The sequence below is a fragment of the Paraburkholderia sp. OAS925 genome (assembly GCF_040543975.1).
Lineage (GTDB): Bacteria > Pseudomonadota > Gammaproteobacteria > Burkholderiales > Burkholderiaceae > Paraburkholderia > Paraburkholderia graminis.
In genome coordinates, this window is the sequence record NZ_JBEUNO010000001.1 from 105,771 (window position 1) to 128,627 (window position 22,857).

21 protein-coding genes and 3 pseudogenes are annotated in these 22,857 nt (G+C 64.7%); 5 read left to right on the forward strand and 19 right to left on the reverse strand.

Translation table 11 applies throughout. The annotated features are described in order from the left end of the window. Positions 1-31 precede the first annotated feature (31 nt). The 6 genes and pseudogenes from flgG to flgB all read right to left on the reverse strand — a co-directional run bounded on the left by flgG (position 32) and on the right by flgB (position 4,966). Positions 32-820 carry a flagellar basal-body rod protein FlgG gene (gene flgG / locus ABIE53_RS00485; protein WP_006050924.1) on the reverse strand — a complete coding sequence of 263 codons (789 nt, stop codon included), beginning with the start codon at positions 818-820 and terminating at the stop codon, positions 32-34. A 35-nt stretch (positions 821-855) separates the two neighbouring features. Further along, entirely contained in the window at positions 856-1,614 is a 759-nt protein-coding gene (flgF, locus tag ABIE53_RS00490; RefSeq protein ID WP_006050923.1) for a flagellar basal-body rod protein FlgF, read from the reverse strand. 20 nt (positions 1,615-1,634) lie between these two features. Next, positions 1,635-3,144 (reverse strand): annotated as a pseudogene (locus ABIE53_RS00495) (flagellar hook protein FlgE). Between the two features lie 49 nt (positions 3,145-3,193). Continuing rightward, positions 3,194-3,925 (reverse strand): flagellar hook assembly protein FlgD, encoded by a 732-nt coding sequence (gene flgD / locus ABIE53_RS00500; protein ID WP_006050921.1) that lies wholly within the window; start codon positions 3,923-3,925, stop codon positions 3,194-3,196. 10 nt (positions 3,926-3,935) lie between these two features. Continuing rightward, a complete protein-coding gene (flgC, locus tag ABIE53_RS00505; RefSeq protein ID WP_029970946.1) occupies positions 3,936-4,361 on the reverse strand; it encodes a flagellar basal body rod protein FlgC in 426 nt (141 codons plus the stop codon). Between the two features lie 113 nt (positions 4,362-4,474). Next, a complete protein-coding gene (gene flgB, locus ABIE53_RS00510) occupies positions 4,475-4,966 on the reverse strand; it encodes a flagellar basal body rod protein FlgB (RefSeq protein WP_006050919.1) in 492 nt (163 codons plus the stop codon). A gap of 216 nt (positions 4,967-5,182) precedes the next feature. Here flgB and flgA point away from each other — a divergent pair, with 216 nt between their 5' ends. The 5 genes from flgA to ABIE53_RS00535 all read left to right on the forward strand — a co-directional run bounded on the left by flgA (position 5,183) and on the right by ABIE53_RS00535 (position 8,837). After that, positions 5,183-6,781 carry a flagellar basal body P-ring formation chaperone FlgA gene (flgA, locus tag ABIE53_RS00515; RefSeq protein ID WP_006050918.1) on the forward strand — a complete coding sequence of 533 codons (1,599 nt, stop codon included), beginning with the start codon at positions 5,183-5,185 and terminating at the stop codon, positions 6,779-6,781. A 153-nt stretch (positions 6,782-6,934) separates the two neighbouring features. Beyond that, on the forward strand, positions 6,935-7,288 hold the full coding sequence (gene flgM, locus ABIE53_RS00520; RefSeq protein WP_006050917.1) for a flagellar biosynthesis anti-sigma factor FlgM: 354 nt from the start codon (positions 6,935-6,937) through the stop codon (positions 7,286-7,288). A gap of 94 nt (positions 7,289-7,382) precedes the next feature. Further along, a complete protein-coding gene (locus tag ABIE53_RS00525) occupies positions 7,383-7,832 on the forward strand; it encodes a flagella synthesis protein FlgN (protein ID WP_006050916.1) in 450 nt (149 codons plus the stop codon). Positions 7,833-8,247: 415 nt separating this feature from the next. Beyond that, positions 8,248-8,430, forward strand: a complete 183-nt coding sequence (locus ABIE53_RS00530) for a type II toxin-antitoxin system HicA family toxin (RefSeq protein WP_006050915.1) — start codon at positions 8,248-8,250, stop codon at positions 8,428-8,430. Further along, on the forward strand, positions 8,427-8,837 hold the full coding sequence (locus ABIE53_RS00535) for a type II toxin-antitoxin system HicB family antitoxin (RefSeq protein ID WP_006050914.1): 411 nt from the start codon (positions 8,427-8,429) through the stop codon (positions 8,835-8,837). Before ABIE53_RS00530 ends, ABIE53_RS00535 begins: the two co-directional genes overlap by 4 nt. Before the next feature lie 149 nt (positions 8,838-8,986). On the opposite strand, the gene ABIE53_RS00540 is transcribed toward ABIE53_RS00535, so the two are convergent. The 13 genes and pseudogenes from ABIE53_RS00540 to ABIE53_RS00600 all read right to left on the reverse strand — a co-directional run bounded on the left by ABIE53_RS00540 (position 8,987) and on the right by ABIE53_RS00600 (position 22,842). Next, positions 8,987-9,721 (reverse strand): RNA polymerase sigma factor FliA, encoded by a 735-nt coding sequence (locus ABIE53_RS00540; RefSeq protein ID WP_006050913.1) that lies wholly within the window; start codon positions 9,719-9,721, stop codon positions 8,987-8,989. A gap of 29 nt (positions 9,722-9,750) precedes the next feature. Next, positions 9,751-10,621: pseudogene (locus tag ABIE53_RS00545) on the reverse strand (MinD/ParA family ATP-binding protein). Further along, positions 10,614-12,636: pseudogene (gene flhF / locus ABIE53_RS00550) on the reverse strand (flagellar biosynthesis GTPase FlhF). The pseudogenes ABIE53_RS00545 and flhF overlap by 8 nt, the downstream one beginning before the upstream one ends. A 316-nt stretch (positions 12,637-12,952) precedes the next feature. Next, on the reverse strand, positions 12,953-15,055 hold the full coding sequence (gene flhA / locus ABIE53_RS00555; RefSeq protein WP_006050910.1) for a flagellar biosynthesis protein FlhA: 2,103 nt from the start codon (positions 15,053-15,055) through the stop codon (positions 12,953-12,955). Beyond that, positions 15,052-16,257, reverse strand: coding sequence for a flagellar biosynthesis protein FlhB (gene flhB / locus ABIE53_RS00560; protein WP_006050909.1), 1,206 nt, complete (start codon positions 16,255-16,257; stop codon positions 15,052-15,054). The genes flhA and flhB overlap by 4 nt, the downstream gene beginning before the upstream one ends. A 217-nt stretch (positions 16,258-16,474) precedes the next feature. Further along, positions 16,475-17,818: a DUF3443 domain-containing protein gene (locus tag ABIE53_RS00565; RefSeq protein ID WP_114156559.1), complete on the reverse strand. Its 1,344-nt coding sequence runs from the start codon at positions 17,816-17,818 to the stop codon at positions 16,475-16,477. 12 nt (positions 17,819-17,830) lie between these two features. Continuing rightward, positions 17,831-18,355, reverse strand: coding sequence for a DUF2844 domain-containing protein (locus tag ABIE53_RS00570; RefSeq protein ID WP_053858876.1), 525 nt, complete (start codon positions 18,353-18,355; stop codon positions 17,831-17,833). Positions 18,356-18,618: 263 nt separating this feature from the next. Further along, the gene (gene cheZ / locus ABIE53_RS00575; protein ID WP_006050906.1) at positions 18,619-19,329 is read right to left on the reverse strand and encodes a protein phosphatase CheZ; all 711 of its coding nucleotides are present in this window, start codon (positions 19,327-19,329) and stop codon (positions 18,619-18,621) included. A gap of 1 nt (position 19,330) precedes the next feature. Then, positions 19,331-19,726 (reverse strand): chemotaxis response regulator CheY, encoded by a 396-nt coding sequence (gene cheY / locus ABIE53_RS00580; protein WP_006050905.1) that lies wholly within the window; start codon positions 19,724-19,726, stop codon positions 19,331-19,333. Between the two features lie 59 nt (positions 19,727-19,785). Next, positions 19,786-20,874 (reverse strand): protein-glutamate methylesterase/protein-glutamine glutaminase, encoded by a 1,089-nt coding sequence (locus ABIE53_RS00585; protein ID WP_029970956.1) that lies wholly within the window; start codon positions 20,872-20,874, stop codon positions 19,786-19,788. Positions 20,875-20,879: 5 nt separating this feature from the next. Continuing rightward, positions 20,880-21,701, reverse strand: coding sequence for a chemoreceptor glutamine deamidase CheD (cheD, locus tag ABIE53_RS00590; RefSeq protein WP_053858877.1), 822 nt, complete (start codon positions 21,699-21,701; stop codon positions 20,880-20,882). Next, a complete protein-coding gene (locus ABIE53_RS00595) occupies positions 21,698-22,657 on the reverse strand; it encodes a CheR family methyltransferase (protein ID WP_053858878.1) in 960 nt (319 codons plus the stop codon). The genes cheD and ABIE53_RS00595 overlap by 4 nt, the downstream gene beginning before the upstream one ends. Further along, positions 22,654-22,842: a hypothetical protein gene (locus ABIE53_RS00600; protein ID WP_029970958.1), complete on the reverse strand. Its 189-nt coding sequence runs from the start codon at positions 22,840-22,842 to the stop codon at positions 22,654-22,656. The genes ABIE53_RS00595 and ABIE53_RS00600 overlap by 4 nt, the downstream gene beginning before the upstream one ends. Positions 22,843-22,857 lie beyond the last annotated feature (15 nt).

Genomic DNA, 22,857 nt, shown 5'->3' on the forward strand with positions numbered 1-22,857 from the left:
TACCGCCTGTTAATTCCTGCTGGCTACCGCGTTAAATCTGCATCTGGCTAAGCGTCTGCAACATCTGGTCGGACGTCGTCACGGCCTTGCTGTTGATTTCGTAAGCGCGCTGCGTCTGGATCATGTTCACCAGTTCCTGCACCACGTTCACGTTCGATGCTTCCACGTAGCCCTGATTCAGCGTGCCCGCGCCGTTCAGGCCAGGCTGCGCGACGTTCGGCGCACCCGACGATGCCGTTTCCGCGAACAGGTTTTCACCCTTGGCGTCGAGACCGGCCGGGTTGATGAAGGTCGCGATCTGCATCGAGCCGAGCTGCTGGCTGTTGGTCGAGCCCGCAACCGTGATCGACACCACGCCGTCGCTGCCGATGGTGAGCGACGTCGCGTTGGTCGGCACCGTGATCGCCGGGATCACCTGGTAGCCGCTCGACGTGACGAGCTGGCCTTGCGCGTTGGTCTGAAACGAGCCGTCGCGCGTATAGGCCGTGGTGCCGTCGGGCATCTGCACCTGGAAAAAGCCCTGGCCGTTGATGGCGACGTCTTTCGAGTTGCCCGTTTGCTGCAGATTGCCCTGCGTGTACAGACGCTCGGTGGCGACCTGCTGCACACCCGTGCCGAGCTGGATGCCGGACGGCAGTTCGGTGTTCTGCGTCGAGTTCGCGCCAGGCTGGCGGACGGTCTGATACAGCAGATCCTCGAACACCGCGCGCGAGCCCTTGAAGCCGTTGGTGCTGACGTTCGCGAGGTTGTTCGAGATCACGTCCATCTGCGACTGTTGCGCATTCATGCCGGTAGCGGCGATGTAAAGTGAGCGATTCATATTCTTTCTCTCTCCAGGGGCGCGTGAGCGGCCCGTTAGCTAAAGCTCAGCAACTGGTTAGCCGACTGATCGTTCTTGTCGGCGCTTTCCAGCAGCTTGGTCTGCATCTGGAACTGGCGCGCGTTGGTGATCATCGAGACCATCGCGCTAACCGGATTCACGTTGCTTCCTTCAAGCGATGCCGGGGCGACCGCCACGGCCGGATCGGCGTCGGCGGGATTGCCGTCGGCGGTGCGAAACAGGCCGTCGTCGCCGCGCGTCAGCGTTTGCGGATCGGGATTGACCAGCTTGAGCTGATCGATCGTCACCACGGCGGTCGGCGGATCGCCGGGCGTGAGCGCGGTCACGGTGCCGTCGTGGCCGATGGTGATCTGCGCGCCCGGCGGCACCGAGATCGGCCCGCCGTTGCCGAGCACCACCTGATTCGTGGCGTTCACGAGCTGGCCGTTCTGGTCGACGTGAAGATTGCCGGCGCGCGTGTAGGCCTCGTTGCCGTCGGCGGTTTGCACGGCGAGCCAACCCGGCCCTTCGATGGCGACGTCGAGTGGATTGCCCGTCTGCTGGATCGGGCCGGGCGTGTAGTCCGCGCCCGGCGTCGACGACAGCACGAAGGTACGCGTGGTGTTGTCGTTGATCGAACTGCCGTCGCCGAACGACATCGGCACGGCGCGAAAAGTCGCCAGCTGCGCGCGAAAACCGGTGGTCGACGCGTTCGCCAGATTGTTCGCAACGATGGCCTGCTGTTCGAGCGCTTGTGTGCTGCCCGACATCGCGGTGTAGATCAGCCGATCCATGATGGGTCCGTCCTGCTCGCTTACAGGTTGATGAGCGTCTGGTCGACGGTCTGCTGCGTCTTGATCGTCTGCGCGTTCGCCTGATAGTTGCGTTGCGCGGTGATCAGGTCCACCAGCTCGCTCGTCAGATCCACGTTCGAGTTCTCGACCGCGCCGCCTTGCAGCACGCCGTGATTGGTCGAACCCGGCGCCGAAATCTGCGCGACGCCCGATTGTGACGTCTGCTGGAATTCGTTGTTGCCGAGGTTCACGAGACCGTTCTGGTTCGAGAAGTTGGCGAGCACGATCTGGCCGAGCGCCGCCGTCTGCTGGTTCGAGTAGTTGCCGGTCAGCGTGCCGTCGGCGCCGATCGTAAAGCTCGTCAGCGTGCCGGCCGCGTAGCCGTCGGGCTGCAGCGAGTTCACGCCGTCCTTGCCGCCATACTGCGTCGTGCCGGCAATGTTGAGCGTCAGCGCCTGGGGCGTTGCCGAGCCGTCGGTGGTCGGCACCGAGAAGTTGAATACGTACGGCGTGGTGGTCGCCGTGCCGGACGCGTCGGTCGTGCCGAGCAGCGTGCCCGACGAGTTGAAGTTCGCGTGGCCCACGAGCGACGCGGTGCCCGTCGACACGCCGGCGTACACGTCCCACGTGCCGGCCGCGGTCTTGGCGAAATACATGTTGACCGTCTGCGAACCGCCGAGCGTGTCGTAGACCGTCGTGCTGGTCGAGTAGTTATACGTCGACGAGCTGTTCTGGTTGAAGGCCACCGGCGTCGGCGCGATCGCGTAGCTGTCGCCGGTCGCGGGCACGCCGTTGAACGTGACCGTCTGGCCGTTGCCGAGCGAGATCGGCGAGCCGGCCGTGTAGGTGCCGGTCGTCGAGGTGCCGAGCGTCGTGTCGGTCACCGTGTAGGCCGTCGCGCTGGTGAACGTGACGGTGTAGTTGTCCTTGTTCGTGCCCGACGCCGTGTTGGTGATCGTCGCGCCAGGCGTGGTCAGCGTGCCCGCGTTCGTCGTGGCCGCGGTGACGCTCGGCGTGCCGAGCATCAGCGGGTCTTGCGCGTTCAGGTTCAGGCCGGCGGCAATGTTGGTGGTCGCCTTCGGCGCGATGTTCGCGGTCGGCACGCTCAGCGGCACGGGTCTGCGCGGTGTTGATGACGCCCGTGCTGTTCGCCGCATAGCCCATCAGTTGCAGGCCCTGCGCGTTCGTGATGAAGCCGTTCTTGTCGAGCTGGAACACGCCGTTGCGCGAATACACGAGCGAGCCGTTGTTCGACAACTGGAAGAAGCCGTTGCCGTTAATCGCGACGTCGAGCGCCTGGTTCGTGCTCGTGATCGTGCCTTGCGAAAACTGCTGCTGCACTTCCGAGAGCTTCGTGCCGATGCCGATCTGGTTGCCCACGGCCGTCGCCACCGAATTCGCGTACATGTCGGCGAATTGCGCCGCGCCGCTCTTGAAGCCAACGGTATTCGCGTTGGCGATGTTGTTGCCGATCACGTCGAGATCGCTCGACGATGCGGACAAACCACTCAAACCTTGTTGGTAACCCATGACGGTCTCCGTGTCTGGAAAGTCGTAACTGACTGAATCTGAATCTGGATCAAAGGATGGCGGCCACGTTGGTCAGCCCGACCGTCGTGCCGTTCGACAGCACGAGGCCCGGCGTACCGTTGCTCTGCATGACGACGCTTTGCACCGTCGAGCTTGCGAGCGTGGTAGCCGTGGCCTGCTGGCCGTTGATCGTGCCGACCGCGCTGATCGTGTAGTTGCCGTCGGGCAGCGCGTTGCCGGCCGAGTCGGTCGGCGTCCAGCCAACCGGAATCGTGCCCGCGGACTGCTTGCCGAGATCGATCGTCTTGACGATCTGGCCCGCCGAGTTCTTCACGACGACTTGCAGGTCGTTCACCGAATTGGCGAGCTGCACGCCGAACGCGCCGGCCTTGCCGCTCGCGACCGACACCGAGCTTCCCGGCGCGAGCACGGTCGAGCCGATCAGCAGCGCGGCTTGCGACTGCTGGCCTGCCGACATCTGCGTCGCGAGCGAGCTCAACGTCGTGTTCAACTGGCTGATGCCGGACACGGTGTTGATCTGCGCGAGCTGCGAGGTCATCTGCGAGCTGTCCATCGGATTGGTCGGATCCTGGTTCTTCAACTGCGCGACGAGCAGGCTCAGGAAGGTGTTCTGCAGATCGGTCGCCGAGGTGCCGGACGTGCCGGACGTCGAACTCGTCGAGCTGCTCGAGCTGGACGCGCTGTTCGTGCCGTTCATCGTATCGAGCAGCGTTTGCGACACGGTCGTGCCGTTGTTGCCGATGGTGGTGCTGGTGGTCAAGGGGCTCTCCTCAGGTTCCGATCGTGAGCGTTTTCAGCATCAGGGTCTTGGCGGTGTTCAGCGTCTCGACGTTGGCCTGGTACGAGCGCGACGCCGAAATCATGTTCACCATTTCCTGCACCGGATCGACGTTCGGCAGCGTGACGTAGCCGTCTGCGTTGGCCGCCGGATTGCCGGGGTCGTAGGCGGTCTTCATCGGCGTCGGGTCGTCGACCACGCCGGTGACCTGCACGCCGCCGACCTGCTGGCCGGAGCCCGTGCGCGCGCCGCCAATCGGCGCAACCCCGAACACGACCTGCTTGGCCTTGTACGGCTGACCGTCCGGGCCGGTCGTGCTGTCGGCGTTGGCGAGGTTCGACGCCGTCACGTTGAGCCGTTGCGACTGCGCCGACATCGCGGAGCCTGCAACACCAAATATGTTCATCAAAGAAGGCATGTTTGCTGACCTTTCCTGCCGGTTAGAGCCGGCTTCAAATGAGTTCCCGTAGCGATTGTTCTTGCGTACTGCGTGTTGCTTTGCGTGCGGACCGTTATCCGGCCGTTAGCCGCTTACGAGCCCGACTGGATCGCCGACAGCATCGTCTTGATCTGGCTCGACAGCACCGTCATGCCCGATTCGAAGTGCAACGTGTTGTCCGCGAACTGCACGCGCTCGGTGTCCAGGTCGACGGTGTTGCCGTCGAGCGCCGGTTGCGTCGGTACGCGGTATTGCAGATTGCGGTAGTCGTCGGGCGAGCCGCCCGCGGGGCTCAACGTCGACTTGCCGGACATGTGGCCCTGCGCGGTCGCCGCCATCGACATTCCGCTCGTCACGCCGGCCGGTTGCGCAAGCGGCAGCGTCGCGGTGTTGGACGCGGTGTGGCCGGCCGCGCCGGTCTTTTTCAGCGCGCCCGCAAGCGACGAAGCGAAGTCGACGTCGCGCGCCTTGTAGCCGGGCGTGTCGGCATTGGCGATGTTCGACGACAGGAGCTCCTGACGGTAAGCGCGCACATCGAGCGCTTCACGTCCAAAGGCGAATTCGGCATCGAGTTTGTCCAGCATAAGAATCTCCGGAGAACGGTCCCGAGGCTTCCCGTGCACCTCGCGTGAGGGCTGCATCGAGCGGGAAAGCCTTTTTGCATGAGGTGCATCTTATGGGCGGCACGCAAGCAGCAATCGGACGAATAACCGGGAAAGGGGGCTTCTATTCAACGTTTGCGCAAAGGGCACGCTCAATAGAATGCAAGGCGTACCGAATGCATTCGATGGAGAACCGCGATGGACCAGCCCACTTTCGATCCGACGCCCCGCGCAAGAAGCGCGGCGGGGCATCGCATGAGTGCGGCCGTGTTGCGCGTGGTTACGAGACTTGTGGTGGGGTCGTCGCTCGCGGTGTCTGTGGCTGGCGGCGTCGCGCTGTTCGCGAATGCTGCGCATGCTGGCGAGGCGGACGGCCCGATCGTGATTGCCGGTCCCAACGAACAGAACCCGGCGGCGCTCGCCGCGCTTGCAGAACGTATGCAGGCGACGCCAGCAAAACGCACGGGCTCGGCGGCCACGCTCGCCGCGGCCACCGCGCAATCGCTGGGCCGTGGCCCGTCGACCCGCGACGCCGATCCATTCGCGCGCGCCGCTAATGCGAGCGGCTCTATTGTCATTGCGGGCGCCGGCGAAACGCCTGCCGCGCCGCAGATGATTCGCACGAATTTCAAGCCGGATGCAAACGGCGTCGTTACTATTCCCGCGCCGGGCCGTGGCGGTTCGGCGAACCTTGGCGATACGGCAAGTCCGACCGACGCGCCCGCGCGCGCCAACGTCAGTATTAATGCGATGCAGGCTTCGCGCCGCGTCGTGCCGGTTGTCGTCACGCCAGCGCCGTCGACGAATAGCGCGAGAGACGCCGCGGGCGTTCAGCCGGTCGCGGTCAATGCGCCGTCGAGCGCGATGAGCCGCGCAGCGGTCGGTGTTTCGGGAACTGCGGCATCGGCGGACTCCTCGGTGAACGACGGCTTCGAAACGCTCGCATCGCGCGGCGAGCCGCCGCAGTTCGGCGCGGACGGCAAACCGGTCGCGCAGCGCTCTAAAGCGTCGGCGAATTCCACGAATACTGCGGCTGCTCGCGTGTCGGCGACGCGGGCCGTTGCATCAGCGGTTGCGCCAGCGGCAACGGTCGCATCCGCGCCCGCGCAGCAGAATCCGCGCACGGCTGCGACTACGATTGCGGCTGCCGCTGCGCAACCCGCGCCGCTCCCCGGCCAGCAAGACCCCGAAGCGATCCGGGCCGTCGCGCTTGCGTTCCTGCAACAGCAATCGGCGGGATTGCCGGGCAAGGTGGACATCACGGTCGCCCCCGCGTTTCCGCGCGGTCTCGCGGCTTGCATGATGCTCGAGCCGTTCATGCCGAGCGGCGCGCGCCTGTGGGGCCGCGTGACCGTCGGTGTGCGCTGCGCGGGCCAGCGTCCGTGGACGATTTATCTGCAGGCGCGCGTTTCGCTGCACGCCACGTATTACCTCGCGAGCCGCGCGATGTCGGCCGGTGAAGTCCTCACCGCCGCCGATCTCGTCGCGCGCGAGGGCGATCTGACGGGCTTGCCGCAGGCCATCGTCACCGACCCGTCGCAGGCGCTCGGCTCGGTCACTTTGACGCGCGTTTCCGCCGGCATGCCGCTGCGCCGCGACATGCTGAAAAGCGCGTCGGCGGTATCGATCGGACAAACCGTGCGCGTCGTCGCGGCCGGCGACGGTTTTGCGATTTCGGCGGAAGGCAGCGCGATGAACAACGCGTCGCCCGGTCAGCAGGTTCGCGTGAAGACCGCCAACGGCCAGGTCATCTCGGGCATCGTCAAGGACGGTTCGACGGTGGAGATTCAACTGTGAAACACAACGATCCGCGCGTGGCGAGCGTTTGCGCCGCGCCGCCCGTATCAGGGCCGGATCGTCTTGATAGACAAGGAAAAAGCTGGAGCGATTGCGCTAAAGTTTTGATCGACGCTTGCCGTTATCAGAATCAAATCGTAGAGGAAGCCAATCGTGAAAGTCGATTCCCAAACCAAGTCGAATCTGCCGACGTTGAAAGATGCCGTGTCCCGCCCGCAGCAAGGCGACGCGGCGCCCGCGAACAGCGGCGCGCAGACCGCGAGCACTGCCTCGCAAACCAGTTCCAGCGGCTCGGGCGACGCCAGCGTCAGCCTGTCGGGTCTGTCGCAGCATTTGCGCAGCCTCGCGGCGTCCGGCTCGGCCGACATCGACACGGCGCACGTCGAGTCGATCAAGCAGGCCATCAAGGACGGCACGCTCCAGATCGACTCCGGCAAGATCGCCGACGGCGTGCTGAGCACCGCGCGCGAACTGTTGCAGAACAAATCCTCGTCGACCGGCAATTAATCGACGCATCGAAGTACGGTGAATGGCCGGGCGGCGTTCGACAAACCCGGCTCGCAAATCCAGCGCGAGCCGCCGTTTTCAGCGAGTTGTTGAGATGAAAGACGCCCTGCTTGCCACCCTCATCGAAGAGTATTCCGCCGTCGAGGCGTTCGCCTCGGTTCTGACGCTGGAGACGAAGGCGCTTACTGCCTTGTCGCCGGTCGAACTGCTGCCCTCGGTCATCGAGAAAAAGACCGCGCTGATCGGCGAGCTCGCGCAGCTCGAGGCCCGCCGCGACGAACTGCTCGCCGGCATGGGTTTTCCGGGCGGCTGGGCCGGCATGGAACTCGCCGCCAGCACGGACGAGCGGCTCGCCGCGCAATGGTCGCTGCTGCAAAAAGCCGCCGAACGCGCGCGCCGCGCCAATACGAACAACGGTGAGCTGATTCGCGTGCGCATGGACTACAACCAGCGGGCGCTGGAAGCATTGCAGGTGGTGGTGCCGAAGAAGGCCGGCTTCTATGGCCCGGATGGTCGTATTCCGGCGCGGGCAGCGGCGGTTTAGATCCCGCCCGGCTTCAGGCCTCTGCGTTTTCCGGCGACGCTGTCGGCGCGCGGGAGCGCGGTGCAGCCTCAGCGTGACCAACGCTAGCCACGGCTAGGGTGAGGCAGGCCACGTCACGCCAACGCCAACCGCGTCACGCCACATTAGTAAATCATCAAAAAGGGCTCGTCGCCACGACGAGCCCTTTCGTTTTTCAATCCCCTCGCGCACTCGCGCTCGCCTTCTCCTTGCACGTTGGCCATCCGGCCAGGTGGCATTAGTCCGCCGCAAGCGATCAAATCTTCCTTTTCCCCAACGAGGTTTTTGCTCCAGCAGCGGTGCCGTTTGCGCCCGTTTCCCAGGCGCCGTCACCCACGGCAGCAAATTCCACTCTAGCGAGGTTGTGTAATCGTGTGTATGATACGAGGAGTGCAGTATGAACAGCGGCGAGGTAGTCAAACTGATTCACGCGGCCGGTTGGCGGCTAATCCGAATATCGGGCAGCCATCACCATTTCCGGCACGCATTCAAAGCCGGGCTCGTGACCATCCCTCATCCAAAAAGGGATCTTCCGCCCGGCACGCTGAACAGCATCTTGAAACAGGCAGGGCTGAAATGAAAAACTTGATCTTTCCGGTCGGCATCGAGGCGGGCGACGCACAGCACGCGTTCGGCGTCGTCGTGCCGGATATTCCGGGCTGCCATTCGGCGGGAGACACGCTGGAAGAGGCTTACGCGAACGCGAAAGAAGCGATCGAGGCGCATCTGGATACGCTGCTCGACGAAGGCTTGCCGATTCCCGAAAGACTGACGCTGGACGAGCATCGGCGTAATCCTGACTATGCGGGTTTCACGTGGGGCTTCGTGACGACCCGGAACATTCCCGCGCTCAAGAAGGCGGTGCGCATCAACATCTCGTTACCCGAGGCGTTGGTGCATGAGATCGACAAATACGCGCAGGCGCACGGCATGTCGCGTTCCGCTTTTCTCGCGCTCGCGGCCGAGCACGAAATGGCGGACGCTTGAGAAGGTGCATGCAATGGGCGCGTGCAACGGCGTGTGCAACGGGCGGTGCAATGCGCCTGCTTTGCAAATGCTCCCGCACACAACCGGTAATGCTATTGCCTCGCTATTGCGTTGTTACGCCTCGTTATACATCGGCGCGAGGCGGCCGCTCACGTCGCCTCGGCGTTGGCCCAGGCCATTTCACGCAGGCGCGTGCGCAAACGCGCCACTGCCTGGCTGTGTAGCTGACATACGCGCGACTCGCTGACTTCCATCACCGCGCCGATTTCGCGAAGGTTCATGCCGCGCTCGTAGTAGAGCGACATCAGGAGCTTCTCGCGTTCCGGCAAGCGGTCGATCGCCTCGACGAGCGCCGAGCGCAGGCTGTCGTCGAGCAAGGCCGAAAGCGGGTCCGAGTGATCGACGCAATAGCGGTCGAGAAACGGTTCGTCGTCGGCGGAACGGTCGAAGTCTTCGTAGTAAATCAGCTGGCTGCCGTGCAGGTCTTGCAGCATCGACTGATACTCGTCGAGCGGCATTTGCAGGTGTTCGGCAACCTCCGTTTCGCTCGCCGAGCGGCCCAGATTCTGCTCGACCTTGTGCACGGCCGTTTCCACTTCTCGCGAAGTGCGCCGCAAGCTGCGCGGCAACCAGTCGTTGCTGCGCAATTCGTCGAGCATCGCGCCGCGAATCCGCTGGCTCGCGTACGTCTCGAACTGCGCGCCCTGATCTTCTTTATAGCGGCTCGCGGCATCGAGCAAGCCGATCATGCCGGCCTGGATCAGATCGTCCAGATCGACACTGGCCGGCATCTTGGCCACGAGCTGCAAGCCGAGCCGACGCACGAGCGGTGCGTACTTCGTCAAAACATCGGCTTGGGAAATCTTTCCCTGAGCGTTATACATCGTGCTCCCCCTTGTCCTTGTGCCGCCACTCAGGCGTGCTGCGCAGACGGTTGGTCGGCGTGTTGCGCCGCTGAAACTGTCGCAGGCGCCATCCACGGCGTTTGCGACGACATCGCTGGCCGCATCGGCCAGTACTGCAATTCGGCTGCGAGGTGCCGGAAGTCGCGCGCAGCCGGTGTCGACGGAAATGCGTCGACGACACAACGCGACAACTCCTCGGCTCGCGCCATCCGCGCATCGGCGGCAATGCAACCGGCGTCTTCGAGCGCCACCGCGAGGTAGCGGCTGGCCACGCCGGCCAGGTTTGCAAAAGCGGTGTGAGCGTCTTCCACGCTCTGCACGTGATTCACCAGCACGCGAAACTGCGCGATCGCGTGCGCGTAGTGCAGGCGCTTCATGCACGCGTACGCGTCGGTGATCGCCTGAGCGGCCATGCGCGTGACGATCATCACGTCGTGCGCCTGCATCGCGAGCGCCGACAGGTGCCCTTGCTGATCCAGTTGCGCATCGAATCAGCACGACGTCGGCCGAGCCATGCAGCAGCACGCCGAACTGCGCCGCGCTATAACCCTCGCGATGCGCACGCGCGGCGGCCAGCACCGAGAAGCCGAGTGGATGCCGCGTGGCGGCGTCGTCGAGCGTCATCTCGCCGCGCATCACGGCGACAAAATTGCCCGCGCCGCGCACGCTGCCGGCGAGCGCGCTCACCGATTTTTCGCCCGTGCGCTCGTCGAGCACGAGCACGTCCTTGCCTTGCTGCGCGAGCGCCGCGGCGAGATTGATCACCGTGGTCGTGCAGCCCGCGCCCATCGACCCGCCGGTCACCGCAATCACGCGCGAGCCGCTGCGCGCGAGGAGGCGCCGCAGTCCTTCTGCCTGATCGGGGACGAGCTTATCCAAAGCGAACCTCATGCAGTTCGGCGGTCGAACGCGCGGAAAGCGCGGAGAGCAACGCGGGCACGTCGTCGTCGTGCGGGACGAACGGCGAGTGATCGCGCGGAATGCAGAACGCGCTCTTGAGCAGGAAGCGTTTGGTCGCGACGTACAGGTTTTCCGGCACCTTCTGACCGGTCGACACGTAGTGCACCGGCAGCTTGTAGCGGATCACCGTATCGAGCACGCCGCCCAGGTTGGTGGCTTCGTCGAGCTTGGTCAGAATGCAGCCGGCGAGCGGCTGTTGATCCGGTCCGCGCTGATACGCCTGCACGACTTCGTTGAGCGTGTCGCCGTGGCTCGTTGCGTTGAGCAGCAACAGGCGCTGCACCGGCTGACCGGCGCGGCTCAGCATCGCGATCTGGTCGGAGACGAGGCGATCGCGCTGGCTCATGCCGATCGTGTCGATCAGCACGATGTGCTTGTTGCGCAGTTCGGAGAGCGCGAGTTGCAGGTCGGCGCTGTCTTTCACCGCATGAACCGACACGCCGAGAATCTTGCCGAAGATGCGCAGTTGCTCGTGGCCGCCGATCCGGTAGCTGTCGGTGGTGAGCAATGCAACCTTGCTGGCGCCGAAGCGCATCACGCAGCGCGCGGCGAGCTTGGCGGTGGTCGTCGTTTTGCCGACGCCGGTCGGGCCCATCAGCGCGAAGACGCCGCCGCGTTCCATCAGCGTGTCTTCGTCTTCCATCACGGGCAGGTTCGAGGCGAGCACCGAGCGCACCCAGTCCATGCCGTCGTCCATGTTGTCGACGTCTTCGGGCAGGTTGTCGACCATCATCTGCACGAGTTGCGCCGAGAAACCGGCGGCGAACAGATGCTTGGTGAGCGCGCCGTGCGACGGATTGCGGCGCTGGCGGTCGCCCCACATGAGGCCCGCGAACTGTTCTTCCATCATGCCGCGCAGCGACGAAAGCTCGCTCATCACGGTTTCCTTGACGACCTGCTCCATGCGCGCCTTGATCGCTTCGGCGACGCCAGCGGGCGTGCGCGCGTCGTCGGTAGAAGACGTGGACGGCGATGAAGACGAAGATGCAGACGGCGACGGCGCGAATTTCTGCGCGGCGCGGCGCGCGGCCCACCTGCGCGGCTTCGCGAGCCCAATCGGGGGTGTTGTCCGCTTGCTGTGCAGTGGCGCGACCGGGTTCGACGGCAGCGCCGAGGCCCCTGGCCATCGCCGCCGCCGGCGTGATCGCTGCCGGACGCGCGGCGTATTCACCGTGCGATTCGTGCTCGCCGGCGATGCGGCGTGCGTGATCAATCAGCCACGGATTCGACTCGGCCATCGTGCGCGGCCCGTCGACATCGGAGGCGGATGCAGCGGACGTCGACGGCACGCCGGCGGCCTTCAGCAGATCGGCGCGCATGTCGTCGTTCAAACGCGCGGCTGCGGCGCGCGCGCTCGGCTGGCCGACGTGGATCTGTTGCGATTGCGGCGCCGGCGAATGCTTCGCGGCCGCCGCTGTCGTGTTCGGCGTATTGGCCGCGGATGCGCCCTTGCGCGCGTCGACCTGTGCGGCGGACGGCTTGGCGGCATTCATCGCTGCATTCATCGCAGCACTCGGAACGATCCTCGCGGCAGGCTGCGCATCGTGGCCGCCTGCGAGCGCCGGGTCGGCGAAGCCGCCCGCCGTCTCGGTCCCGGCTTCCGGGCTCGCGCCGAACACCGACGAGAACACGTCCGGCATGCCGCTCGCGTACGGATTGGCCTGCATCGGCTGAGCCGCGGACATCGCGCGCGGCGCAGCTTGCGCGGCTTGCGCGGCCACCATATTCGTCGATGCGGAGTGCGCTGCGCTCACATCGGCGCGCGGAGCCTTCGGCGTGATCGCCGCGAGGTCGCTGTCGGCCAATGCGACGATCTCGACACTGCCGTCGTCCATGGTTCGATTGGACAGCACGACCGCGTCGGCGCCCAGTGCTTCGCGCACGAGACGCAGTGCGTCGCGACTGGTGGCACCGATAAATTTACGAATGTTCAAGCTGGACCCCCGATGAGGTAAACGGACTGACGGACCGGCAACACACCGCTTCCCATTGAGATCATTATTGCGAAAGCCCTCGACCGACGATCGGTGGATAAAGGCCGTTAAACGTGGGTAATTCGGACGATGGACGCACGCCGCGATTAACGCGCTTGCATCGGCACAAGACGCCGCCCCGTGTGCGAGCGAACGGGCCTTACGAGCGAAGCATGGACGCCCCAGTGCATGAGCGGTGCGAAAAGTCAGGCGCGGAAATGAAAACCGGCGCCCTCAGGCGCCGGCAGATAACTGAAGCATGAAGCCGGATCGCGCGTTAACCGTGCGCGCCGATCAGATTCACGACCTTGATGTTGCGCGTATCGGGCACTTCGGCATACGACAGCACCTTCAACTGCGGCAGGCTGCGGCGCAGGAAGCGCGCGAGCATCGGCCGCAATGCGTGCTGCACGAGCAGCACCGGCGCGAGTCCCATGTTCTGCTGACGGCTCATCGCCTTCTGCGTCTCAGTCATCAGCGTATGCGCGAGGCCGGGCTCAAGGCCAGGGTTGGAACCCGTCGACAGTGCCTGCGACAGCACACGTTCGAGATTCGAGTCGAGGCCCATCACCTGCATGTCGCCGGTGCCGGGGAACCACTGCTGCGTGATCGCGCGGCCCAGCGCGAGACGCACAGCGGCGGTGAGATCGTGCGCGTCGGTGATCTTCGGCGTGTGTTCGGACAGCGCTTCGAGAATCGTGCGCAGATCGCGAATCGGCACGCCTTCTTCGAGCAGGTTTTGCAGCACCTTTTGCAGCGTGGTGAGCGGCAGCGTCTTCGGCACCAGATCGTCGACGAGCGACGGCGTGTCCTTCTGCATCCGTTCGAGCAGCGCCTGCACTTCGCGGCGGCCGAGCAGTTCGGACGCATGCGTGACCACGAGGTGATTCAGGTGCGTCGCGACCACCGTGCTCGAATCGACCACCGTGTAGCCGTACACCTGCGCCTGTTCGCGCAGATTCGTGTCGATCCAGATAGCCGGCAAGCCGAACGCCGGGTCTTGTGTCGGCGTGCCCGGCAGCGCGGCGGACACCTGGCCCGGATTGATCGCGAGCCACTGGCCCGGATACGCCTCGCCGACGCCCACTTCCACGCCCTTGAGCGCGATCCGATAACCGTTCGGCCGCAACTCCAGGTTGTCGCGAATATGAATGACGGGCGGCAAGAAGCCGATTTCCTGCGCGAACTTCTTGCGGATGCTCTTGATCCGCTTGAGCAGTTCGCCGTCCGAATTCTTGTCGACGAGCGGAATCAGCCGGTAACCCACTTCGAGGCCGAGCGTGTCGATCATCGTCACGTCGTCCCAGCTTGCTTCGGCGTTCTCGACCGGCGTGACCGCGGCCGGCGCGACGTCGACGAGCGCCGTCGTGTTCTTGCGCTCTTCGGCGCGCTTCTTCATCGTGCGGCCGAGCTGGATCAGACCGCCGCCGAGAATCAGAAACGCGAAGTGCGGCATGCCCGGAATCAGGCCCATCAGTACGAGAATGCAGCCGGTGATCATCAGCACGCGCGGGTTCGTGAAAAGCTGCCCGGTAAGCTGCGTGCCGATGTCTTCATTCGTTGCCACACGCGACACGATCACGCCCGCGGCCGTCGAAATCACGAGCGACGGAATCTGCGCGACGAGGCCGTCGCCGATGGTCAGCAGCGTGTAGTTCTTGCCCGCCGACGCGAAGTCCATGCCGTGCTGGACCATCCCGACGATCAACCCGCCGAAGATGTTGATGACCATGATGAGCAAGCCGGCGATCGCATCGCCGCGCACGAACTTGCTCGCGCCGTCCATCGAGCCGTAGAACTCGGCTTCCTGCGACACTTCCGCGCGACGCTTGCGCGCCTGTTCTTCGTTGATGAGACCGGCGTTCAGGTCGGCGTCGATCGCCATCTGCTTGCCGGGCATCGCGTCGAGCGTGAAGCGCGCGGACACTTCCGCGATCCGCCCCGCGCCCTTGGTGATCACCATGAAGTTGATGACCATCAGGATGATAAAGACGACGATACCGACCGCGAAGTTGCCGCCCACGAGGAAGTGACCGAACGACTCGATCACCTGGCCCGCGGCGTCAGGACCGGTATGGCCTTCGAGCAGCACGACGCGCGTCGATGCGACGTTCAGCGAGAGCCGCAGCAACGTCGAGAACAGCAGCACGCTCGGGAAAGCGGCGAAGTCGAGCGGCTTCATCGTGTACATGCTGACGAGCAGCACCATCACGGAAAGCGCGATGTTGAAGGTGAACAGCAGATCCAGCAGGAACGGCGGCAACGGCAGAATCATCATGCCGAGGATCATGCAGATCAGCACCGGGCCTGCGAGGGCGCGTAAATTGGTGCCGCTCAAGGCATCGGGCCGTCGAGCGAGGAAACCGGCGCGAGCGTTCATGCGGAGGCTCCGTCTTCGTTAGCAGGGTTAAGCGTGTCGGCGGCTTCCTGATCGGCGTCTTCATCCGATACACCGCCCTTGTCGAGTTCCGCGGGCACTTCGAGCTCGGTCGGTGCGACCGGCACGTCGCCGCCTTCGGTCTTGAAGCGCCGCAACTGGTACACCCACGCGAGCACTTCCGCGACCGCGCCATACAACTGGCCGGGAATCTCACGATTGAGTTCGACGTTGTGATACAGCGCGCGCGCAAGCGGCGGCGCTTCCAGCAGCGGCACGTTGTTTTCGGCAGCGAGTTCGCGAATGCGCGCGGCCACGAGGTTCACGCCCTTCGCGACGACCTTCGGCGCGCGCATCTCGCCGTCCGTGTATTGCAGCGCGACCGCGAAGTGCGTCGGGTTCGTGACCACGACGTCGGCCTTCGGCACCTGCGTCATCATGCGGCGGCGTGCAATGGCGCGCTGCTGCTGGCGAATCCGGCCTTTCACATGCGGGTCGCCTTCGCTTTCGCGATGCTCGCGCTTCACTTCTTCCTTGCTCATGCGCAGTTTCTTGTGGAACTGCCACAGTTGATACGGCACATCCAGCGCGGCGACGACGAACATGCCCGCGACCGTCATCCCGCAGCACACGGCGATCAGATGCACGGTGTTGGCGAGCGCGAGATGCAGCGGCTGCGTGGCGAGCGCGAGGATCTCCTCGCGCCGGTTCCAGATTGCCGTGCCGCCGATAATGCCCACCACCAGCGTCTTCGCGAGCGACATGGCGAGCTGGATCGGTCCGTTGATCGAAAAAATCTTGCCGAGGCCGGCGATCGGATTCAGGCGTTCGAACTTGGGCTCGAGGCCTTTCGTCGACAGTTGCCAGCCGCCCAGCGCCATCGGCGCGAGCAAGGCGGCCGCGCCAGTGACGGCGAGAATCGGCAGCAAGGCGTAGAGCCCTTCGCGGCTCGCCGCGCCGGCGCCGATCATCATGCGGTGCGTTTCGAAAGCGCCGGCGTGGTCGAACGTGAACGCCGCGCGCAGCATCGCCTGCAAATGCTCGCCGATGCTGTCCGACATGCCCCACACGCCGAAAAAGCCGGCGGCGAGCAGCGCGAACGTCGAAAGCTCCCGCGAACGCGCGATCTGCCCCTCCTCGCGCGCTTTCTGCAAGCGCCGAGGGGTGGCTGATTCGGTTTTTTCGAGGTCGCTTTCCTCTGCCACAAAGCTCTCCGGTTGGGCGAGGCACTGCGCCTCTTTCCAGTGAGAGCGATTATTCCCGCTCGGCGCAAGCACCGATCGGCGGATAAGGAAGGAGAAACCGGGGCTTTTCGGCGGATGGACAAGCGGCGCGCGAGACCGCGCGCCGCCGCAAAAAACAACGCCCGCGCTGTTGAGCGCGGGCGTCGTGGAGAGCCTTCAGGCGTTGCGTTGCCGCAGACTAGCTTGCGTAGGCCACGAACGGCGCCTGGGTGCCGCCGGTCGGCCGCAGGTCGAAGCCGTGATAAACGTGGCGTCCGTAGAAGAACGGCAAACCGAGGTCGAACGCGGCGAGCCCGCCGATCTGTCCGGCCAGGTCGTTGAACGCATAGTTGGTGCCGTTACCGAATAGCGTCGACGCACTCTGGATGCCGATGTTCGCCACCGCCTGCACGCTGTTCTGGCCGACCAGCGTGATGGAGCGGGTCTGCGCGCCGGACGGGCAATAGAAGCCCGAGAAGTTGCTGCCGCACAGCGTGAGCGAGCTGTCGTTGAAGAAATAGCCGTTCGAGCCCGAATCCAGGAACGCCGTGATCGTGTTGCCGTTGAACACGCTGTTGGTCAGGTCGCCTGCGCCGTCGGTGGTGAAGGTCTGCGCGGAGCCGAGCGCATTGTTCGACTGCGTGCCGATGCCGAATACCAGCGTGCCGGTGGCCGAAGCCGCGCCGTTATCGCCGATGGGCGGCATTTGTACGATCACGCCGTTGTTGTCGACGGGGAATTTAGCGACCGGATTGGCGACCTGGTTCGCGAGCGGAACCGCGGTGCGCGTGCACGACGTGCCGCCTGGGCACGAGAAGTAATTGCTGTACGTCCCAGCCGTGGACGCGTTCGCGCAGGTCGAGCCGCAATCGTAAAGCGCGGTGCCGATGCCGATGATGCCGTTCGCGCCGAGATCGTTCGCCGTGTTCTCCGCCGAGCCGCTGCCGCAACCCGCCGACGGCGTCGTGCTCGCGGGCTTGTCGCCGATGATCTGCAACGGAACAGCCGCAGTCGTCGTTTCGCCGCCGATGGTCACGGTCGCGGTGCGCACACTGCCCCACGTGTAGCCGTCGGCGAAAGTCGCGCATTCGGCGAGCTGGCCGCCGCTTGTCGACGTGCTGATCGGCAAGCCGGCCTGCATCGTCGAATTCAGCGCCGAATTGACGATGCGCAGACCGAACGAGCCCGTGTCGACCTGAATGTTGTCAATCTTCTGACACGTCCCGGTGCCGGGCACGCAGACCGTCACGCTGATCGTGGGAATGTTGATGACGCCGGTAACGCCGTGGGCCACCGTGATCGCCACGGTGTTCGCGGCGGTCGCGGCGATCGGCTGCTGCGTCGGGCTGGGCGGCAAGCCGCTCGACGAACTGCCGCCCGCGGAGCCGCCTGTCGAGCCGCCGGTTGAACCGGTCGAGCCGCTGCTGGAACTGGAGCCGCTATCGCCGCCACCACCGCACGCGGCGAGCGCCGACACCAGCACGACGGTTGCCACAACCTGAGTCCAGTCCTTGAGTTTCTTCGCAATGTGCATGGTTCGCATCGTTCGTCCCCGTTACTGGATGTCGGAGCCGCTGACGCCGGCAGGCAGTGCGGGCGGCAGCCACGCGCGGCCGCTGAACGCGCCCATATGGCCGCCGGACTGGACAACGAGGCTGCTCTGATCGACCGCAACGGGGCCGCGTGCGCCGCCGCGCGCGGCGCGCGCTGCCTTCACGCCGGCCACGTACTGCGGAAAGTAGCTGCCGAGCAGTTCGTTCAGATCGGGCATTTGCGGGCCGCGCCAGGTGATGGCGAAGACGGTGCCGTCAGTGGTGAGATATTCGCGGACCACCGTGCCGTTGCCGAGCGTGGTTTCACGCACGGTGTACGACGCCGTAGCCGAAGCGGAAGAAGCCGCGCCCGACGCGGAGCGAATGACGGCGCTCGAGGGCTGCAAGGTGCGGGCCGATACCGACGCGTCCGCCGGAGGCGTCATTGGGGCGCCGCCGAGCGCCGCGTGAGCGGACGGCACGGCCGACAACGAACAGGACAACATAAGCGCCGTAACCAGACCGGCGCGGCGTACACGACTGCGCATGACGAGACTCCTCCCTGACTGCTGGCCGGCTTGCGCGTGCTGCGAACCGGCTGCGTTTTAGGCAAATCATAGGGCGCGGAGGGGCCGCATTCTCGAGGAAAACCTCACGATGCAAGCCTCCGGTGACAGCGTTCACCGTCACGCCGCGCCGCTCATTGACCCCATAGTATGCCTGCGGTTTGTGTCCAGAGACAGCACGCGCGCGCAGGAGCGCGGCTTGCTATTCATACTGTTCGGCCGCGCGCCGCGAGGGCGCGGGCCGCTCAGAAACCGAGGCTGGCGAGCAGGTCGTCGACCTGCGATTGATCCTGCACCACGTCAGTTTTGCCTTCCGGATTGATCTGCGGCCCATTCAGCAGATGCTCCGGGCTGCCGGTCGGCGAGACTTCCGCGACGAGGGCCGCGGCATGCGCGGCGAACTGTTCGCGCCGCTCGAGCGCGATGTTTTCGACGAGCACGCCGAGCAACTGCTGCTCGATCAGATACACGACGTCGGTGATCTTCTTGATCACCTGGCCGGTCAGATCCTGGAAGTCCTGCGCGAGCATGATCTCCATGAGCTGCGAGTTGGTCGCGGTGGTCGCCGTGGGCACGCCGCGCAAAAACTCGCGCGTGTCGTTCATGAGCGCGCGCACTTCGGCGCGTTCGATCGGCGCCGAATACCATTGCTCCCAACGCGCGTCGAGTTCGCCGGCGTCTTTTTGCAACTGCTCCTGAATCGGTTTCGCGATGTCGATCGAGGACAGCACGCGCTCGGCGGCCTGCTCGGTCATGTTCGCGATGTACTTCAGACGGTCGCGGGCATCGGGTACGGCTTCCGCCGCGCGCTCGACGTGTTTGTCGAGCCCGAGCTCGCGCATCGAATCACGCAGCGTACGTGTCAGTTGTCCAATGCGGGCGAGGATGCGGTCTGACGCGAAGTCGCCGCTCTCGTTGACCGCTTCGGCGCCAGGCGCATTGGTCGGCAGGTTCACATCAGCTCCCAGTCTTGGCCATCTTCTCGAGAATCTTGTTGAGCTTCTCGTCCAGCGTTGCAGCCGTGAACGGCTTCACGACATAACCGCTCGCGCCTGCCTGAGCCGCGGCGATAATGTTTTCCTTCTTCGACTCGGCCGTCACCATCAGCACCGGCAGATGCTTGAGGTTGGCGTCGGCGCGGATTTCCTTGAGCATCGCGAGACCGTCGAGGTTCGGCATGTTCCAGTCGGAAATCACGAAATCGTAGGTGCCGCCGCGCAGACGCGCGAGACCGGCCTGGCCGTCTTCGGCTTCGTCGACGTTGCCGTAGCCCAGCTCTTTCAGGAGGTTGCGAACGATCCGGCGCATCGTCGGAAAGTCGTCCACTACCAGAAACTTCATTGCCTTATCCATTTGATTCCCTTTACTTGATTCACGGTGCGGCGTGTGACCGCCTCAATTCGAACGGCGCATCAAACCCGCTGAACGCGATCGCCCATCGACGCAAGACGCGCCATCACGCGCCGGCTCATATCCGGCAGCGACGCGATTTCGTCGGCCGCGCCAAGCGCAATCGCTTCACGCGGCATGCCGAACACGATGCAGCTCGCCTCGTCCTGCGCAAGGGTGTAGGCCCCTGCCTTTTTCATCTCCAGCAAACCCGCGGCGCCGTCACGCCCCATCCCGGTCAGGATCACTCCGACCGCATTCTTGCCCGCATGCTGCGCGGCCGAACGAAACAGCACATCCACCGAAGGACGATGCCGGTTCACTGGCGGATCATCCGACAGATGCGCGATGTAGTTCGCGCCGCTGCGGGCAAGCAGCAGGTGAGCGTGGCCGGGTGCGATATACGCATGTCCCGGCAGCACGCGTTCGCCGTGCTCAGCTTCTTTAACGGTAATCCGGCACAAACCATTGAGGCGTTGCGCAAAAGATTTTGTGAAACCGGGCGGCATGTGCTGCGCGATCAGCACCGCGGGCGCATCCGGCGGCAACGGCACGAGCACTTCGCGGATGGCTTCAGTGCCGCCCGTCGACGCGCCGACGATGATCAGCTTCTCCGTACTCAGCAGCGGATTGTTGAAGAGCGGCGCGGCGGCAACGGGCGCATGCGCGCCGGCAGCGGGCGCATGATGCGCGGGCGCCGCCTGGCGCACACGCGCGCGCGCCGCGGCGCGAATCTTGTCGGCGAGCTTTTCCGAATAGTCGAGCATGCCGTCGCGAATGCCCACCTTCGGCTTGGTCACGAAATCCACCGCGCCGAGTTCCAGCGCGCGCAGCGTGATTTCATTGCCGCGCTCGGTCAGCGACGACACCATCACGACTGGCATCGGCCGCAAGCGCATGAGCTTCTCGAGAAAGTCGAGGCCGTCCATGCGCGGCATTTCGACGTCGAGCGTCAACACGTCCGGGTTGTGCTGCTTGATGAGGTCGCGCGCGACGAGCGGGTCGGGCGCGGTTGCGACGACGGTCATGTCCGGCTGGCCGTTGATGATCTCCGTCATCAGGCTGCGGATTAGCGCCGAATCGTCGACACACAGTACTTTGATCTTTTGCACAGCGCTCACGCCTCCTCTACGGTTCTGGCGTTAGTTGAATTAGTCGGGCGCGGGGTGGAGCCGAACAGTTCGATGCGCGGCTTCGCTGCGCCGGCGCTGTTTGATGGACCATTCGCGCCGCCTGCGGCGCCGAAAAGCTCGACCTTCGGCTTGGCCGCGCCCGAAGCGCCGAACAGTTCGACCCTGGGCCGCGCGGCGGCCGGCGTCGCAAACAGCTCGACGCGCTTTCTCGCGGCGGCAAGCCGTTCGGCGCGCGCTTCGGCGGTCTGACGCATGAGCGTCTGTTCGCGCTCGGCCACGCTCGGGTCCTGTTGCAGGCGCAACTTCTTCACCATCACCTGGCCCGTGCGCGGCATGAAAGCGACCTTGCGCGGATGCGAGCCCTGCAAATCTTCGGCGACGATGCGAATCTTTTCGAGCGCGAGATAGCGGCGCACGAATTCCGAATTGCGGTCGCCGATATTAATCGTCGTCATGCCCGCGAGCACCGCGCCGCCGCCGAACACCTTCGCTTCGAAACGCTCGCGCCGGCCGCCGGCTTTAATCAGCTCGTTGATCAGCACTTCCATCGCGTAGGCGCCGTAGCGCATCGAATCCGATGCCGCCTGGCCGACTTCCGCGCCGTCGTCGGGCAACATGAAGTGATTCATGCCGCCGATGCCAGCCGTGCGATCCTGAATGCAGGCCGCGACGCATGAACCGAGCACGGTGACGAGCACCATGTCGTCGTGCGTGGTGTAGAACTCGTTCGGCAACAGCTTCACGCCGGGGCGTTGGAAGTGGTTGTCGTAGTAGAGGTTGGTTGCGATAGGCAAGGCGCTGCTCATACCGTCACCCCGCTCGTCGTCGCGCTCGTGGTCGTGCTTGTCGATGCGGCCGTACGTGCCGGCGCGCGTGCGCCCGCTGCATCGCGCGTCAGTTCATACACGGTCTGGCCGCGCAGCCTGAACGCCTGCGTGACATACGTGAAGTTCTCCGAATGGCCGGCGAACAGCAGACCGCCCGACTTCATCAGCGGATCGAAGCGCGAGAGCACCTGCGCCTGCGTCGGCTTGTCGAAATAGATCATCACGTTGCGGCAGAAGATCGCGTCGAACTGCGTGCGCAACTGGTAATCGCGGTCGGTGAGGTTCAACTGCTCGAAGCGCACCATCTGGCGCACTTGCGGACGCACCTTCACCATGCCGGCATGCGCGCCCGTGCCCTTCAGGAAGAAGCGCTTGAGCCGCTCGGGCGACAGGTGCTTCACCTGATCGAACTGATACACGCCGGCTTCGGCTTTCGCGAGCACCTGCGTGTCGATGTCGGTGGCAAGCACCGTGGCCTGGCGTGCGCCGCTTTCGCCGAGTGCTTCGATCAGCGTCATCGCGATCGAATACGGCTCTTCGCCCGTCGAGGCCGCCGAGCACCACACGGAAACCGGCTGCGCGCGACGCGCGACGAAGTCCGCGAGAATCGGAAAGTGATGCGCCTCGCGGAAGAACGCGGTCAGGTTCGTGGTCAGCGAATTGGTGAACGCTTCCCACTCGGCCGGATCGTTTTCCGCTTCGAGCAGATCGAGATACTGCTTGAACGAATCGAGGCCGCGGGCGCGCAGCCGGCGCGCGAGGCGGCTATACGCCATGTCGCGCTTGTGATCGGAGAGGGAAATGCCGGCGCTGCGGTGAATCAGTTCGCGAATGCGGCCGAAATCCGCGGAGGTGAATTCGAAATCACGTCCCTGTTCGCCGGACCGGGTCGGCTCCGGTCGGTCGATGCGTTGCTGTGCGCGCGTTGCCATCATGAAAGTTCCTGCCTGCGATACGAGCCATCACGCTTGCCCGACGGACGTACCGGCGAGCAAGGGATTGTTTTTGCGGGGTCGCGCCCGCCCGCAAGTTCCATCACCATGCAGTCGGCCCGCGACACGCCGTAAAAGCGTGCTTCGATGATTCGCGCCCGCTGGCGCGAGATATCGAATGACTGCATGTTTCATCGCCATGT